We start from the raw sequence: 16,506 nt of genomic DNA, 5'->3' as shown, positions 1-16,506 counted from the left end.
CGCGGTCATTTTACTATTTAATCATAGCCAATAAGATTGGCTACTTCAAAATTTTAAAGTTAAACACGAGTTTTTTGGTTTGGATAAGAGTTCGCCAGTCAATGAAAAATAGACAAAAAAGCAAAACCAAGGCTAATAGAAGGCTTGCAATAGATTGTAAGGAAAATGCATTCTCCAATAAAGCCTCGGCATTTTCTACGGCATATTCTCCTAGAAATAATGCCAACGTATCACTGGTAAACTTACCGATGAGAAATGCCGGGATAATATATTTCGCCTTCAACTTTGAAATTCCTGCACCAAGAAAAAGTGGCGTGGTAGGTAGTGGCAATAATGAATACGCAAGCACAAAAAGTTGACCTTTCCATTTATTCTCATTCATTTTCTCGCCTAGAAATTGAATGTCACTATTCTTTGAAGTATTCAAATACTTTCCTGCTAGAAATGGAGTATATAAAAGCAGAATATATCTACCCAAAACTGAACCGGCTACTCCTATTACTATTACCCACCATACATTCAGCTGAAAAATGATTTGTAAAAACATCATTATCGTAAATGCTGGTGGAAACGGAAAAGGCACTATATCAAATAAAAGTGCACCAAAAAATACTAAGAGATACTGCCACCACATGCTTTACACATTTTTTTACTGGAAAATTGTATTTATAAATTAAGTCCATACATCGAGAAGTGCTTACTCTACATTCCTCGCAGGGCAATTCAATCTAGCTAATCTGCTTTCATTTTGAGTACAAATTCACTTTTAAGATGTCCATTTGCCATATACTTAATTAATCTTGATCAAAGATAAATGACCAGAAAAAGAGCACTTTTACGAGAAAGCATAGGCTTTAAATTTGATGCGAATTTAGAATGAGGCCATCGGAAATCCTTTTCAAAGAAGTCCTTGTCTTTCCTTGTTCATCTACCTCACAAATCCTATAACTCGGAAATGGATTGCCCCAACTCCCACCGAAGTGCCCTGCCCAGAAGTAGGGCTTTTTTTGATTCCAAATGATACCATCCACATCATGATCATGGCCATGAAAAGTCGCTTTTACATTCGGATAGCTGGCAATGAGATCGAGTACTCCTTGACAATCCACACCATGTCTTGTCCAATCTTTCTGCGAAATATGGATAAAGATGAATACCTGCTTTAGACTTTGGGTTTTAGACAAAGCTGTTTGTAAAAAATCCAGATCTACGCATAGGTAATCTCCAGCCTCATTGGATGAATTGAGAATAATCATTCCGTAATCATCCTTGACCGTAAAAAATGTATTGGAAGCTTGGCCCCAGATTTCAAGCCATCTGGCATCGGATATTTTGTCGTGATTACCTTTCACTACATAGTAATTCAAGGGTAACAATTGATCGTACACTTTCTTCACTTCAGGCATAAAGACTGGATTATCGTGAATCAAATCTCCATTGAAGACGACTAAGTCCACATCAGATTCGCGCTTGATCGCCTGAATTAAGTTTTGGTGAGAAGTCTTAAAATCAGTATCTGCTTGTCCGTAATGACCGTCTGAAGCGGTGATAAATTTAAACACAGGTAAAAATGCTTCCTCCTCCGAAGTTTTGGATAGTGTAACTGGAAAGCCTGCTATTGGCAAGGCCACCAAGCCGCTTCCGAGAAGTGATAAGTTTTTGAGAAAGGGGCGTCTATTCATACTAGGCTAGTTTTCTTGAAAAATACGTTTCTTATTTTTCTGGTACATTATTTCAGTATTATACTTTCACTTACATTCTTACTATTCAATGGTGTGAATAAGCAACAACTGAAGATTTGACTTAGGATTTAAAATAATAATTCATTGTTTATTTCCGCTTTTCTACCTGCAAGGCAATGAAAGCAATATAAACTAACCCTAGATTTTAGAACTATTCGATCCCCGTCTTCTTTCTTCTGTCCAGTAAAGCAAATAAATTACGGACACTGGCATCAGTGAGGTTAATCCTATAACTCATTACCATACCTCTCTGCTGTGGAAATTGAAGGATTGCCTTCTATTGAGCACAATTTCAACCAAGCTAAAACAACTATCAAACCCTTCATCCTATGAAAAAGGAGTCACCAAAAATGACTGCTTTTATATTTTAACCCCTTCAGTTACTTTGTACTTATATACCAACTTCATTGAATAAATGAGAAAAACTACTACTCTTTTCACAGCCTTCTTTATCATGTTAAGCCTAGCAAGCTTTGCGCAAAAGAAGAATAAGAAAAATGCTGAGGCAGCTCCTGCTCCGCAAAGCCAGGTTGCTAAACCTGCTAAAAAAAGTGCTTTCAAAAAGTACATCGAAATTGTAACTGAAGAAGCCATCTCTGACGAAGGACTATTTGTAGTTCATAAGATTGGAGACAAGAATTATTACGAAGTTCCTTTTGACCTTCTAGGCAAGGACATGCTGCTGGTCTCTCGTATTTCCAAAATAGCCGATGGTATTGGAGGTGGATATACTACAGCAGGTTCTAAGTCTAATGAACAAGTGGTTCAATGGACTAGAATGCAGAACAGCATTCTTCTTCGATCGATTTCATTTGATAATGTAGCTGCAGATTCGCTTCCTATCTACCTATCAGTGGAAGCTAATAACTACCATCCGATTTTGGCATCCTTCAAAATCGAAGCTTTCAATTCAGATTCAACAGCTGCACTGATCGAGGTAACTGATTTATTTCTTTCTGATATCCCTGCACTCAGTGGACTTTCTGCATCTCTGAGAAAGCAGTATCAAGTGAGAAATCTCGATAAAGAAAGAAGCTTTATCACCAGAATGGCGAGCTACCCAGAGAACATTGAAGTACGTCACGACATGACTTACAATGCCGCTACTCCCCCTTCCAATTCAAGATCTGGGACTATTTCTATGGAATTAAGTCAGTCTATGTATCTCTTGCCATCGCAACCAATGCAGGCAAGATTGCATGATCAGCGTGTAGGCTGGTTCACGACACGCCAGATTGATTACGGCTCTGAAGCGCTGAAATCAGATGAAAAAACATACATCAGACGATGGAGGTTGGAGCCAAAAGATCCTGAGGCTTATGCAAGAGGAGAATTGGTAGAACCAGTGAAGCCGATAGTTTATTACCTAGACCCGGCAACTCCAGAAAAGTGGAGAAAGTATTTCCGTCAGGGTATTGAAGACTGGCAAGTGGCTTTTGAAGCAGCTGGCTTCAAAAATGCAATCATTGCAAAAGACGCTCCTACTAAAGAGGAAGACCCAGATTGGAGTGCTGAAGACTCACGTTATTCCACCGTTCGATATGTAGCTACTACCGCTCGAAACGCCATGGGGCCAAGTGTATCTGATCCACGATCCGGAGAAATCATAGAAAGTGATATTGTGTGGTTCCACAACCACCTACGCTCGTACCGAAACCGCTACTTACTAGAAACAGGGGCTGCAAACCCTTCTGCGAGAACGTTGAACACACCAGATGAGGAAATCGGTGAAATGATGCGAAGAGTGATTTCTCACGAAATCGGTCATGCCATCGGACTTCCACACAACATGAAGGCTTCTTATGCCTACCCAACCGATTCATTACGCTCAGCTTCTTTCACCCAAAAATGGGGACTTGCTACTACGATCATGGATTACACTCGCTACAATTACGTCGCTCAGCCAGGCGATGAAGGAGTTCGCTGGGTGAGAATGCTCGGACCGTATGACAGCTATGCAGTAAACTGGGGATATCGATACATCCCAAATGCAAAGTCTCCGGAAGCTGAAAAGCCAACGTTGAATAATTGGATTAGAGAAAAAGCTGGGGATCCTATATACCTATTTTCAGGAGGTAATTCCTTTGATCCAAGTGCTCAAACCGAATCTGTAGGCGATGATGCTGTAAAAGCAAGTACTTATGGCTTGGCCAATTTGAAAATCGTAGCGCCAAATCTTGCAAAATGGACAGCAACAGCTGGCGAAGGTTATGGTGATCTTGAAGAAATGTATGGAGAATTGATTGGTGTATGGTCTCGCTTTGCGAATCATGTGGTCACCAACATCGGAGGCGTTTACGAGCAATATAAAACGACCGATCAAGAAGGTGTCACCTATACTCCTACTTCCAAAGCTGAGCAGGTAAACTCAATGAAGTTTTTGAACGAGCATGTTTTCACCACTCCTGATTGGCTACTTCAAAAAGAAATTCTTAACAACATTGAGCCTAGTGGTGCAGTATCTTCTATTGGTAGTTTGCAATCAAGAATTCTGAGCAACGTTCTGAGAAAGGACCGATTGGAGCGCATGATTGACAACGAAGCTTTGAATGGATCAACTGCGTATTCGATGACACAAATGCTAAGTGATTTGAGAAAAGGTATTTGGTCTGAACTTTCTGGTTCGAAAGACATTGATGCATTTCGCAGAAATCTACAGCGTTCGCATGTGGAGCGTCTTGCTTCTCTAATGACTCAGGATGAAAAAAGCCGTTCTGATATCAGTGCTGCTGTTCGAGCAGAATTGAAAACTATCCAAAGCACTGTTCGATCTGCAAGCTCTAGATACAGTTCAGGAATGGTTCAAAATCACCTTCGTGATATTGATGCTCTGGTAGACTCATTACTAGACTCCGAATAAACACACATGTCATTGCCTTTCTACGGAAGGGCAATGACATTTTTTCAATCTCAATACATTTTTTAAAAATTTCGTGAGCCTATTCATCGATATCCTTTCTGAGTCTTACAATCTCATTTTTACCTAATTATGAGATTAGCACATTTCCTCTAGAGGCATCAATTATTTCAATTCTTAGCTCCTGTATCTGAGAATATTCACATTGCTTTTAAAAATATCTCAAGAATTTATTGAAGGATTCCTTTGTGAAAAAATATTTTTAAGTCTTTTATAATCAGGTGATTGGTATAATGTGTAAATTTTCATATACCAAATACATTTTTAATATGAAAAAGATTTTTAAAATTTTAGCATACGCGATTGGAGTTTTCCTAGTGTTTGTAATCTGTGGAATTGCTTTTGTGAATTTCACCTACCCAAAAGTCAGCCCCGCCCTTGAGCTCACGATAGATCATGGACCTGACCGCGTAGCAAGAGGGGCCTATCTTGCAAATCATGTCGTAGTATGTGTGGATTGCCATTCTACCCGTGATTTCTCTCTATTATCTGGACCAATCAAACCTGGTACTATAGGAGAAGGTGGAGAATTATTCGATCACTCCATGGGATTTCCAGGTGTATTTTACTCCAAAAACATCACTCCAACTGGGATTTCAGATTACTCGGATGGGGAGTTATTTCGGCTTATTACTACCGGAGTTACCAATGATGGAAGAGCAATGTTCCCAATCATGCCTTACCCTTATTATGGCAAAATGGATCCAGAAGACATCTATGACATCATAGCTTACATCAGAACTTTAGATCCCATCGAAAGTGAGATCCCTGATTCCAAGGCGGATTTCCCAGTAAGCCTAATTTTAAAAACTATCCCTAAGGATGCTGACCCTCAAACCAAACCAGCAAAAACTGACCAAATAGCCTATGGTGGATACTTGGTAAATGCTGCTTCATGTGGAGAGTGCCATAGTCCTGTCGATGCTCAAGGAACACGACTTCCCGGGAAAGATTATTCTGGAGGCAGGGAGTTTTCATTCCCAGATGGTTCTGTAGTTAGATCTGCCAACCTCACGCCGGATGCCTCCACTGGCATCGGAAGCTGGTCCGAAGATACGTTTGTAGGGAAATTCAAACAATACCTTGATTCTGGCTACCATTTACCTAAAGTGCAGCCTGGAGAATTCAACACCATCATGCCTTGGGTGATGTATGCTGGAATGGAAGAATCGGACTTAAAAGCAATTTATGCATACATCAAAACGCTTACTCCAATCCCAAATCAAGTCGTGAAATTTTCTCCTCCAGTCACTTCAGAGTAAATTTTGGATTGAAAATAATAATCAAACCTACCTTCATACTTAACGTAAAGAAGGTAGGTTTTTCTTTATCATATGAATTACCGACTTTTGCTAATAGTATGAAATCACTCTTCTCATCTTTAATGCTCCTGTTTTTTCTGACGGGTCAAGTCAATTTGACTTTGGCAGCACATTATTGTGGAGAGGAATTGAAAAGTACTGAGGTGACTATAATGCCTGAAAGATCTGATTGCTGCGGAATAGACTTGGTTCAAGTCCCTGAGGCAGATTGCTGTTCAGATGAATATACCTCATCAGATTCAGATGATTTTTTCGGAAAAACACAATTTCAAATCCAACTTTCACCAGAATTTGTGTTGGCTTACGTGCTCACAATTCCAGGTATTCTACTTGAAGACATACAGGTTTCCAAACCTGAGTATCTTTCTCCAGATCGTGCAATTCCCGATCTTACTATTCTCCATCAATCTTTCTTGATTTAAAATCAGCTTGTTTTTTTATTCGCTTTTGGCGAATTGTAATCTATTTACACACAAGCAATTTCTCATGAAATACGCAGACGCATAGTTTCCTCAAGCTTAAAGAGGGTTTGACTAAGAATAATGCGAATTCCATGAGAGCAATGGGATAATCTTAAGTACATGAAATCAACAATTTTATTAGTAGCATGTTTATTTGCGCCAGCACTAGTATTTGCTCAAAACAGCATAAATGGCAAGGTACAATCAGCTTCTAAAGAGCCTCTTATTGGGGCTAGCATCAAACTTCAAGGCAAGGATCAAGGTGTAATCACCAATCTAGATGGATACTTTGAGTTAGAGAATGTGCAAAAAACTGATCGATTGGTAGTGAACTACCTTGGATATGAGCCAGACACATTGGCTCCTGTTTTTGACAAAGCTATGCTAATCACCTTGCATGAAAGTGGTGAGGCAATGGAGGAAGTTACCATTAGGGGAAGATCTCAGTCTGTCGTAGACGAGGCTCCCTTTCTAAACATACTCATCAGCGAAAATGAGCTTCAAAAAGCCGCTTGCTGTAATCTATCAGAGAGTTTTGAAACCAATGCCTCTGTGGATGTATCTTATGCAGATGCTGTCACTGGGACCAAAATGATCCAGATGATGGGACTGGATGGTCGATATGTTTTGATCAGTAGAGAAGGTATTCCGAACATTCGAGGATTAAATTCCAGACTAGGAATAACATTTGTTCCTGGCACTTGGATTCAGTCTATTGATGTGGGAAAAGGGGCCGGAACTGTCATTAATGGTTATGAGTCTATGACTGGCCAGATCAATGTAGATCTTTTCAAACCTGAAAGCATGGACACCTGGTACCTCAATGGCTACCTTAATTCCTTTGGCAGAATGGAAATCAATGCAAATCATCAGGTTCCAATCAGTGAAAAATGGAGTTCTGGTGTGTTATTTCATGCCAGTCAAATGAGCACTGAAATCGACGGGAATGATGATGGATTTATGGATCTACCCAAAGCTAGACAGCTAAATTTCCTCAATCGTTATAAATATGAAGGAGATCGACTGATGGCACAAATAGGTGTAAATCTATTTATGTCTGACAATGCTGGCGGGCAAAAAGGGTTTGGTTTCAATAGTGATCTTTCCACAAGTAGCATGTATGGCTATGAAATGGATACTCGAAAAGCAGAAGTATTTGGTAAGCTAGGTATGATCTATCCCGAAAAACCTACACAAAGCTGGGGATTTCAGTATTCCCTCTCCTATCAGGACTTTAATGGAGGAGCTGGAAGAAGAATTTACCAAGGAATAGAAAAGACTGCTTATGGTAATTTTATTTATCAAAATGTTTTGGGATCAAGCTTTCACCAGTACAAAACAGGGGCAAGTTTTCTTTATGATGATTTTGAAGAAACCTTTAATTCCAATACTCCGACTGGCCTAGATACAGCCATGTATAGAACGGAAAAAGTACCAGGGCTTTTCTTCGAATATAACTTCATTCCAAATGAAAGAATTACAGTAGTTGCAGGAGCCAGAACTGATTTTCACAATCTATTTGGCACCTATTTCACGCCTAGAGTTCATGCCAGATGGGAATTTATTCCAAGCTGGACCGTGAGAGGATCTATTGGAAAAGGCTACCGAACCCCAAATGCCTTGATGGAAAATAGCTCTGTATGGATTTCTGCCAGAGAACTAGTTTTCAATGCAGAACTGAAACCTGAGGTGTCCTGGAATACGGGAGTCAGTATTGCTGGAAGTTTAACTTTGGATGACCGCCCTCTTAGTGTGGTAGCAGATTATTTCTTTACGGATTTCACAAATCAATTGGTATACGATATGGATGTAAGTTCAGAATTACTAGTAGTAAACAATCTATCTAATGGATCTTATGCGAATAGTTTTCAAATAGAAGCTAGCTATCCTATCACCGAACGCCTAGATGCTAAAGCAGCTTACAAGCATTATGAGATGATGATGACCACGAATGGAGTTCTTCAGCAGATTCCCCTTCAGAGTCAAGATCGATTCTTTATGAATGTGGCCTATGCTACGAAGTACGATAAGTGGAAAGCAGATATGACATTGAACTGGAATGGTCCAATGCGTATTCCTAATACCAGCGAAAGTCCAGTGGAATTTCGTCAGCCAAGTGAGTCGCCTGATTTCTTTATGCTAAATGCGCAGGTGAGTCGAGGATTTCGATGGGGAAGCATTTACTTAGGCGGAGAAAATATTTTAAACTTCAAACAATCAAATCCTATCATTGATCCTGAAAATCCTTTTGGCTCGAATTTCGATGCTTCCATGACCTGGGGTCCGATCGCCGGAAGAGTTATTTACACCGGGATCAGATATAAAATCAAATAACCATTCGCAATTATGACTGTAGCTATTATCTCTTGATCTAGTGGACGGAAGACCGAAGACGGGTGACCGATGTAGCCTCAATGGAGAGTTTGCCAAATCTAAAAATGCTTTCATCTCCTTTCTGGTAAAAGCTAAAATACGTATAAAATAAACTAACGAAATAATGAAAAAATTAATCTTAACCTTCTTTATTGCGGCTTTTGCCTTTGCTGCGCAAGCCCAAGTAAAAACAATAGGAATTAAAACATCAGCTATCTGCGAGATGTGTAAGGCAACATTGGAAAAAGATCTCACCTTCGAAAAAGGAGTGAAATCTGTTAATCTAGACTTGGAAACCAAAGTTCTGAATATTGCATACCTAGATTCTAAAACTGATCCAGACAAACTCCGAAAGCGAGTAACCATGGTTGGCTATCATGCAGATTCACTAAAACGCGATCCAAAAGCTTATGCAAAGCTTGACGAATGCTGCAAGGATGGCGCACATGATGATGACGAACTTCCTAAGAAAAAGGACAACTAACTATCCGAAAAGCTTCTCAGAAATGGGAAGCTTTTTTGTTTTTAAATTCACTCAGTTCGCAGGGGTCATAGTTCTAGTTTTAGCATGTCTAGAAACTGGAACGAAGTCAGAATACATAAAAGCCAGTAAGCAATAGTTAAATGGTGCAGAATGATATCACCCTTTCAGGGTTTTCAATCGAGTTTTTGGATCATTACTGGCTACAATATTATCCCCTCTTCGAGGTTCTTTTTTTAAAATAAAAACCAATCCCAAATGGATGACATAAGTATAGAATAAGCAGTTAATAAATTTCGGGAAACCCTACAAGGATGGTATTATTTCTCCCTTACTTTTAGCACGTTTATTTGGTGAAAAAACACTAACCCATCTATTATAAGTATACCAGTATTTCACACGCTGCTACAAAATCATTACGATCACACCAGCACCAAGTCAAACGGTCGGAAGGCATCCAACAGTGGATCTGAAGGATCAAGTTCTGTCACTAAAGTATGAACTGCTGTCATATCGCAGGTCTTATATTTTTGGACTGAATGCAATTTATCTGACACAGTTAAAATTACCGTCTTTTTCGCCGCTCTGATCATGGCCTGCTTCACTTGGATCACTTCCCAATCGAACTCTGTAAGACCAAACTGCGCATCCAGATATCCTGTTCCTAGTATACACATATCCACTCGAAGCTGTGAAAGTGCATTGACCACTGTCCCTCCTATAGCGAATTTAGCATCGTGCAAAAGCTTGCCACCCAAGAAAATAACCTCCACATTCTCATGCTCAAGTAAGGCCATCGCTACATGAAGACTTGGCGTAAACACCGTTAGAACCAATTTCTTTGGAATCAGCTTGGCAACTTCCATATTCGTCGTGCCTCCACTCATGAGTATTACTTGCCCATCGGTGAGCAAGGAAACAGTTTTCTCCCCAATAGAAATTTTCTTTGACTTCAGATAGATATTCCCATCATCCTTTGTGAAGGTCATAAAGCCGAAAGAAGTCGCCCCACCATGTACTTTCTTGAGCTTTTTTTCTTTGTCCAATTCCTTCACATCGCGTCTCACAGTATCTATTGACACATTTAGAGAATCGGATAAATCATTAAGCAAAACTCTATGATGCAAGTGCACCTGATCCAATATATACTTCTGTCTTTCTTCCTTCAGCATGAGATAATATTCTATGAACTCGGGAAACTAACGAAAACAGCAAAAACTTGCAAAAATATTCTTGAATTGAAATTTCTGGCAAAAAATTGCTGGAAATTCTTACCTATCCTGCCATATTCTAGGTAGTTTAGCTGTGAAAAGCAACTTTCAACTCATTGAATTTGAAGATCAAACATACCTGAAAAGCCATGAAAATCAATTCCTTAACTACTATACTTTTGTTTTTCGGAATCAGCCTTTTTTCATTCTTTCAAGTTTCCTGCAGCTCCAAATCCACTTTCAGAATAATCGACAAACCTATTACCTGGAATCAGGAGCGTGAAGCACTTTCACTCAGCTACTTAAAAGACCGACATGGTCTGGATCAAAACACTGCCACCATTGACCCCAGAATGGTAGTGGTTCATTGGACTGCAATCAACACGATAGAAGTCACTTTTGATGTTTTCAATCCAACTACGCTAGCAGGAAGAGCTGATTTGACAGGAGCAAGTAACCTTAATGTTTCGAGTCAGTTTTTAATTGACCGAGACGGCACGATTTTTAGACTATTGCCAGACACTACTTTTGCCAGACATACCATCGGTTTAAATTACCTGGCCATTGGAGTGGAAAACATAGGTGGTGATGACATGCCGTTGACTAAAGAACAACTGAAAGCCAATGAAGAATTGATCAGATACCTGGAAAGAAAATATGAAATTGACTACGTAATTGGTCATCATGAATATCAAAACTTCCAGACAACTGACCTTTGGAAAGAAGCTGATCCAGACTATCGCACCGTCAAAACTGATCCGGGAGAGGCCTTTATGAAGAAACTCCGAAAAAACTTGGCTGACTTAAATTTGAAACCTGTACCAACGCTCTGATTACCCATTTATGAAATCCTTTTCTAGGCATCTCTTTGTTATTTTGGTCTTCGGCCTACTATTCTCCGCCTGTAAATCTCAAAAAAACACTCCAACTTCCGGCAGACCATCTGGGCCGGTGATCACATCACCCAATCCTAATAATGGTGGAAATCTTCCTGTAAAAAACTTACCGATGGCTCCGGTAGCTTTGCAGCCACTCACCTTCCAAATGCCAGAAATGCCCCGTGAATTTCGTGGAGTTTGGATCGCTACAGTAGCGAATATTGATTGGCCTATTTCCTCCACAGATCCTTATGAAAAACAAAAAAGGGATTTCCTGGAACTGTTGGACTATTACAAAAACCTCAATTTCAACGCTGTAATCGTGCAGATCAGAACTGCAGGGGATGCTTTTTACCCAAGTAATCTCGCTCCATGGTCTAAATATCTCACCGGAAAGCAAGGCCAAGCACCAAAAACAGACGAGAATCCACTTTCTTGGATGATCAAGGAATCCCATGCGCGTGGATTAGAATTTCATGCTTGGCTAAATCCTTACCGTGCTACGATGAACCTCACCACAGAGGGACTTAGCCCTGATCACGCCTACAATCTTCACCGAAATTGGATGCTGAAATATGGCACCCAGTATTATTTCAACCCTGGTTTACCTGAAGTTAAAGCACATTTACTTTCTGTGATCAAGGAAATAGTAGACAATTATGACATTGACGCTATACACTTTGATGACTACTTTTATCCATACAAAATTGCCAAACAGGATTTCCCTGATAAATCTACCTACGACAAATACAAGAAGCCGGGCCAGTCTCAAGATGACTGGAGAAGAGAAAATGTAAATCAGTTGATTCTTGCGCTCAACCAGACAATCAAGCAAAGTAAACCTTGGGTGCAGTTTGGGATTTCGCCATTCGGAGTATGGAGAAATCAAAACATGGATCCAAAAGGCTCTCCTACTCGAGCTGGACAGACAAATTATGATGACCTCTATGCAGATGTACTACTTTGGATGAAAAATGGCTGGGTGGATTATATGCTACCACAACTTTATTGGAGTATGGATCACAAGCTTGCTTCTCATAAAGTTCTCAATGACTGGTGGGCAAAAAATCATTATAATACCAATGTCTACATAGGCAACGGACCTTATAAAATCCGTGAAGATTCAGATGTAGCTTGGAACAATCCCCGCGAAATCAATTCACAAATCTCCTACACGCGTACGCTTCCTACTATACAGGGTAATGCCTTTTTCTCGGCCAAATCCATGAAGCTCAAGAATCAGGATGTTGCACAGTTACTGAAAAGCGAACTGTACAATGAGCCTACTTTGCCTCCTGCATTTCAACCGAAAAGCCCATCGATCATAGATACTCCCGTTGTATTTAGCGTAGAAGCTAACTCAGCATTGACTTCGATCCGCATGGCAAATCCACTTGACCCGGCTATTCGCTACGCATTGATTCAAGGGGCAAACGAATTAAATCAACTTGCGAATGCCAAAATTCATCCAGTTTGGGTGGGTGGTCAGCGTGCGCGTACTTTGGAAGTAAAAAGTCTGAATACTAAATACCTCGCCATTCGATGGATTGACCATTATGGGAGAATCGTCCAAACTCAAGTGTACCAAATCCCTTAAATAGCTAAATATGAAAGACATGCTTGTCCGATTGATCGGTTTGCCGGATGCTTCTCTCGAAGAAGCACGACTATTGAAAAAGGAGAAAGTTGTCTTTCGAAGAGCAATTGCACCTGAAAAACACTTAATCAGCAATTGGGTATTGAAGCATTTCGGTGAGTATTGGCAGTCTGAAGTGGAAGTAGCTTTCAGCAGGCAACCTGTAGCATGCTGGCTCGCGCAAAGAGGAAACGATATTCTAGGCTTTGCCTGCTATGAAAGCACAGCCAGAAATTTCTTTGGGCCAACTGGCACGATGGAGTCCGAACGTGGAAAAGGAATTGGGAAAATTCTATTGATAAAATCTCTCGAGTCCATGAGGGAAATGGGTTATGCTTATGCAATCATCGGCGGAGTCGGTCCTGCAGAGTTTTATGAAAAAGCTGTAAATGCTAAAAATATAGATGGGTCAGAAGTTAGTATCTACGAAAATCTGATCCGAAAATCATGAGCAAATCACCCCAAAGAACCCCATGGGTATGGATCCCATCGCTATATATGTCGGAGGGAATTCCATATATAGTCATCATCGTCGTGTCGGTGATCATGTACAAAAAGCTAGGAGTTTCCAATTCTGACATTGGTTTATACACAAGTTTGCTCTATCTACCTTGGGTGATCAAACCGATCTGGAGCCCTATTGTAGATCTTTTTGGCACAAAGAGAAAGTGGTTTCTCAGCATGCAATTGGTCTTATCGCTTGTCTTTATTGGAGTTGGATTGACTACTTCAGGTAGCAACTTTTTCTTTATGACCTTAGCTTTTTTCTGGATGGGAGCTTTTGCTTCTGCTACGAATGATATTGCTTCTGACGGCATGTATTTGATAGCTCTGAAGCCAGAACAGCAATCGTTCTTCGTTGGTTTGAGAGGAACATTCTATAGAATCGGAATGATCACCGGACAAGGTCTGATCGTCATGGTCGCAGGTTATCTCGAAACTACTTTAGGAGACAACAACAAGGCTTGGTCCTATACCATGATCATTGTGGCCCTTTTGATGCTCACTATGACTGCCATTAACTTCTTTTCTACACCAAAAGTAGAGGAAGAATCAAGCGAAAAGACATCCCGTGAAGCGAGCTTTGGAAAGGTATTTAGCACCTTTTTCACCAAGAAAAACATCGGAATCTCATTGGCTTTTGTACTCCTCTATCGATTGGGCGAATCTCAATTGGTAAAAATGGCCTCGCCATTTTTACTGGAAGAAAGACAGACAGGCGGATTGGGTTTAAGCACCTCTGAAGTTGGTTTTATGTACGGAACGATTGGAGTAATCGCATTACTTCTTGGCGGTATTTTGGGTGGAATCGCCATTTCCCGCCATGGACTAGGCAAATGGATGATCCCAATGGCACTTTCCCTTAACCTTCCAAATTTACTTTACATCGCCTTGGCGTACTTTCAGCCCGACAATATTTTCTTCGCAGGTACAGTCGTAGTGATCGAGCAATTCGGCTATGGGTTTGGCTTCGCTGCCTACATGATCTTTCTGATCTACTTAGCCGAAGGGCTTTTCAAAACTTCCCATTACGCATTGGCAACCGGCTTTATGGCTCTGGGAATGATGCTTCCGGGAATGCTTTCGGGCTATATCCAAGAGTGGCTCGGCTACACAGGATTCTTTATCTGGGTGGGAATTGCCATGATTCCTGCGATGGCAATTGCTGCAAGTGTGAAGTATCCGAGGGAGTTTGGGAAGAAAACGGATTGATTTCAGATTTACGAGGCTCTCAGGTACTCCGATCCAATTTCCACTTTCAAACTCTCATTACTTCATTATTCGAAATTCATCATTCATCATTCGTTATTTAAATCTCAAATGGTGAACTCAGAATGTTGAATGTCGAAGTTTGATTACTCCAGTCTAACTTAGTAAACCATGAATTCAATCCAAAAAATAGCCCAATGCTTTTCTCCTGCTGCATTTATACATGATACAGAGGAAAATTACCAAGCCATAGAAAAGCTAATTCAAGAGCAGGAAATAGGTGGATTGACCTTTTTCCATAGTCGCCATTCTGCTGCTGCCAACTTCGAAAAGCGGGCAGAAGTGTTAGATGTAAGTGGGACATTGGAAAAAATGATTGGATTGATCAATCGATATCAGGCAATTTCAAAAACACCTTTGCTCATCAGTATAGACGGGGAATATGGTTTGGCTATGAGGATTGAAAAAACTCCTCAGTATCCATTCGCTATTACGCTAGGAGCGATCGCAGATAAAGCCCCAGAACTTATCGAGGAAGTAGGTTATAGAATGGGTTTGGATATGAAAAAGGCTGGAATCCATCTGAACCTTGCCCCTTGTGCAGATGTAAACACTAACCCAAACAATCCAGTAATTGGTTACAGGTCTTTTGGGACAAATCCGGATAAAGTAGCCAGGCTGTCGCTGGAAATGTATTTAGGAATGAAGAGAGCCGGAATCGGCGCTTGTTTGAAACACTTTCCTGGTCATGGAGACACGCAGACGGACTCACATTTGGGTTTACCTGTGATCCAAAAAACCAAGGAAGAACTGAAAAAAGAAGAACTTATACCATTTCAATATGGCATTGACCACGGTGTAGAAATGATCATGGTTGGGCATTTGGCTGCTCCAGCACTGTCTGGAGGAAAGGAAATCGCTGCAAGCATCTCACGTGATATTACTACAGACTTGCTGAAGACCGAGATGGGATTTGATGGAATCGTCATCTCAGATGCACTGAATATGAAGGCTGTGGCGGACTTATTTCCAGAACCTGGCCTACTCGAATGGGAAGCTTTTCATGCCGGAAATGACATATTGTGCTTTTCGGATCATGTGAAAGAAGGGATTTCAGCCATTTCTAAAAATGCTACAAAGGAAGAAATAGATATCGTTTTCGAAAAAATTTGGGCACTAAAAGATAAGCTGGGAGTGTTTGATTTTAAGAAATTGGAGGTTCCTCAATTTGATTGGAATAGTCATTCAGAACTTCAATCTAGACTTGCAAAAGAATATGTATCGATTGTTTCTGGGAAAACAGATTCTGCGGAGTTGAATAGACTGGCAAATGAAGGGAAGCTTTCACATCAGTTCTTTTTTGGAAATAATGACACAATCTTTTCGAAAAAACTGAATCAGAAATTCGATTTAGATTTAGGCAACACCTCAATCGATAAAGCCGAAAAAGTGATCATTTCAGTTTTCGTTCCGTCGCACAAGCCACTGAATCAATTTGGAATGTATGAAGAGACCTTAGCAGAAATCAAACTACTCGCACAAGCTAAATCCTGTATCCTAGTTCATTTTGGAAATCCACTTGCTTTAAAGCATCTAGGCAATCTAGAGGATTTTGAAGCGGTGATTTGTGGGTATCAGAGTTTTGAGGAAGCTCAGGAAGCGGCCGCAGATTTATTCCTAAAATAAGTCCTGCTTCTGGAGAAGCAGATCAACTCTAATGCGATGCTCTCTGCGTATCCATATAGCTATTTGGACTCTGTGAACTAGGTGTTTCA

General features: G+C 40.4%; 13 protein-coding genes. 10 read left to right on the top strand and 3 right to left on the bottom strand.

Features of this window, described 5'->3' with window-relative positions:
• Window positions 1-40: 40 nt before the first annotated feature.
• Together BM291_RS05250 and BM291_RS05245 are read right to left on the bottom strand one after the other, a co-directional pair.
• Entirely contained in the window at window positions 41-550 is a 510-nt protein-coding gene (locus BM291_RS05250) for a hypothetical protein (protein ID WP_217647292.1), read from the bottom strand.
• 304 nt (window positions 551-854) lie between these two features.
• The gene (locus BM291_RS05245) at window positions 855-1,682 is read right to left on the bottom strand and encodes a metallophosphoesterase family protein (protein ID WP_092895121.1); all 828 of its coding nucleotides are present in this window, start codon (window positions 1,680-1,682) and stop codon (window positions 855-857) included.
• A 475-nt stretch (window positions 1,683-2,157) separates the two neighbouring features.
• Between BM291_RS05245 and BM291_RS05240 the strand changes: the two genes are divergently transcribed.
• From BM291_RS05240 to BM291_RS05220, 5 genes are all read left to right on the top strand, one after another.
• Window positions 2,158-4,602: a zinc-dependent metalloprotease gene (locus tag BM291_RS05240; RefSeq protein WP_092895120.1), complete on the top strand. Its 2,445-nt coding sequence runs from the start codon at window positions 2,158-2,160 to the stop codon at window positions 4,600-4,602.
• Between the two features lie 326 nt (window positions 4,603-4,928).
• A complete protein-coding gene (locus BM291_RS05235) occupies window positions 4,929-5,921 on the top strand; it encodes a c-type cytochrome (protein ID WP_092895119.1) in 993 nt (330 codons plus the stop codon).
• A 98-nt stretch (window positions 5,922-6,019) separates the two neighbouring features.
• Entirely contained in the window at window positions 6,020-6,403 is a 384-nt protein-coding gene (locus BM291_RS05230) for an HYC_CC_PP family protein (protein WP_139229042.1), read from the top strand.
• A 159-nt stretch (window positions 6,404-6,562) separates the two neighbouring features.
• Complete coding sequence (locus BM291_RS05225; RefSeq protein WP_092895117.1) at window positions 6,563-8,776, top strand: TonB-dependent receptor; 2,214 nt, start codon at window positions 6,563-6,565, stop codon at window positions 8,774-8,776.
• 163 nt (window positions 8,777-8,939) lie between these two features.
• The gene (locus BM291_RS05220) at window positions 8,940-9,299 is read left to right on the top strand and encodes a heavy-metal-associated domain-containing protein (protein WP_092895116.1); all 360 of its coding nucleotides are present in this window, start codon (window positions 8,940-8,942) and stop codon (window positions 9,297-9,299) included.
• A 419-nt stretch (window positions 9,300-9,718) separates the two neighbouring features.
• On the opposite strand, the gene BM291_RS05215 is transcribed toward BM291_RS05220, so the two are convergent.
• Window positions 9,719-10,468: a DeoR/GlpR family DNA-binding transcription regulator gene (locus BM291_RS05215; RefSeq protein WP_092895115.1), complete on the bottom strand. Its 750-nt coding sequence runs from the start codon at window positions 10,466-10,468 to the stop codon at window positions 9,719-9,721.
• Between the two features lie 188 nt (window positions 10,469-10,656).
• Here BM291_RS05215 and BM291_RS05210 point away from each other — a divergent pair, with 188 nt between their 5' ends.
• From BM291_RS05210 to BM291_RS05190, 5 genes are all read left to right on the top strand, one after another.
• The gene (locus BM291_RS05210) at window positions 10,657-11,340 is read left to right on the top strand and encodes an N-acetylmuramoyl-L-alanine amidase (RefSeq protein ID WP_092895114.1); all 684 of its coding nucleotides are present in this window, start codon (window positions 10,657-10,659) and stop codon (window positions 11,338-11,340) included.
• 10 nt (window positions 11,341-11,350) lie between these two features.
• Complete coding sequence (locus BM291_RS05205; protein WP_245786772.1) at window positions 11,351-12,982, top strand: glycoside hydrolase family 10-like protein; 1,632 nt, start codon at window positions 11,351-11,353, stop codon at window positions 12,980-12,982.
• A 10-nt stretch (window positions 12,983-12,992) separates the two neighbouring features.
• Window positions 12,993-13,472 carry a GNAT family N-acetyltransferase gene (locus BM291_RS05200; protein WP_092895113.1) on the top strand — a complete coding sequence of 160 codons (480 nt, stop codon included), beginning with the start codon at window positions 12,993-12,995 and terminating at the stop codon, window positions 13,470-13,472.
• A complete protein-coding gene (locus tag BM291_RS05195) occupies window positions 13,469-14,734 on the top strand; it encodes an MFS transporter (RefSeq protein ID WP_092895112.1) in 1,266 nt (421 codons plus the stop codon). The genes BM291_RS05200 and BM291_RS05195 overlap by 4 nt, the downstream gene beginning before the upstream one ends.
• 168 nt (window positions 14,735-14,902) lie before the next feature.
• Window positions 14,903-16,417, top strand: coding sequence for a glycoside hydrolase family 3 protein (locus BM291_RS05190; RefSeq protein WP_092895111.1), 1,515 nt, complete (start codon window positions 14,903-14,905; stop codon window positions 16,415-16,417).
• Window positions 16,418-16,506: the final 89 nt, after the last annotated feature.

This window comes from Algoriphagus aquimarinus (assembly GCF_900112005.1).
In the GTDB taxonomy this organism is placed as follows: Bacteria; Bacteroidota; Bacteroidia; order Cytophagales; family Cyclobacteriaceae; genus Algoriphagus; species Algoriphagus aquimarinus.
This window is presented reverse-complemented; position numbering and strand designations above follow the sequence as displayed.

What these genes read in the sequence shown, in the direction of transcription:
- BM291_RS05250 (WP_217647292.1), bottom strand. Translation starts at nt 550, where the DNA reads ATGATGTTTTTACAAATCATTTTTCAGCTGAATGTATGGTGGGTAATA.
- BM291_RS05245 (WP_092895121.1), bottom strand. Translation starts at nt 1,682, where the DNA reads ATGAATAGACGCCCCTTTCTCAAAAACTTATCACTTCTCGGAAGCGGC.
- BM291_RS05240 (WP_092895120.1), top strand. Translation starts at nt 2,158, where the DNA reads ATGAGAAAAACTACTACTCTTTTCACAGCCTTCTTTATCATGTTAAGC.
- BM291_RS05235 (WP_092895119.1), top strand. Translation starts at nt 4,929, where the DNA reads ATGAAAAAGATTTTTAAAATTTTAGCATACGCGATTGGAGTTTTCCTA.
- BM291_RS05230 (WP_139229042.1), top strand. Translation starts at nt 6,020, where the DNA reads ATGAAATCACTCTTCTCATCTTTAATGCTCCTGTTTTTTCTGACGGGT.
- BM291_RS05225 (WP_092895117.1), top strand. Translation starts at nt 6,563, where the DNA reads ATGAAATCAACAATTTTATTAGTAGCATGTTTATTTGCGCCAGCACTA.
- BM291_RS05220 (WP_092895116.1), top strand. Translation starts at nt 8,940, where the DNA reads ATGAAAAAATTAATCTTAACCTTCTTTATTGCGGCTTTTGCCTTTGCT.
- BM291_RS05215 (WP_092895115.1), bottom strand. Translation starts at nt 10,468, where the DNA reads ATGCTGAAGGAAGAAAGACAGAAGTATATATTGGATCAGGTGCACTTG.
- BM291_RS05210 (WP_092895114.1), top strand. Translation starts at nt 10,657, where the DNA reads ATGAAAATCAATTCCTTAACTACTATACTTTTGTTTTTCGGAATCAGC.
- BM291_RS05205 (WP_245786772.1), top strand. Translation starts at nt 11,351, where the DNA reads ATGAAATCCTTTTCTAGGCATCTCTTTGTTATTTTGGTCTTCGGCCTA.
- BM291_RS05200 (WP_092895113.1), top strand. Translation starts at nt 12,993, where the DNA reads ATGAAAGACATGCTTGTCCGATTGATCGGTTTGCCGGATGCTTCTCTC.
- BM291_RS05195 (WP_092895112.1), top strand. Translation starts at nt 13,469, where the DNA reads ATGAGCAAATCACCCCAAAGAACCCCATGGGTATGGATCCCATCGCTA.
- BM291_RS05190 (WP_092895111.1), top strand. Translation starts at nt 14,903, where the DNA reads ATGAATTCAATCCAAAAAATAGCCCAATGCTTTTCTCCTGCTGCATTT.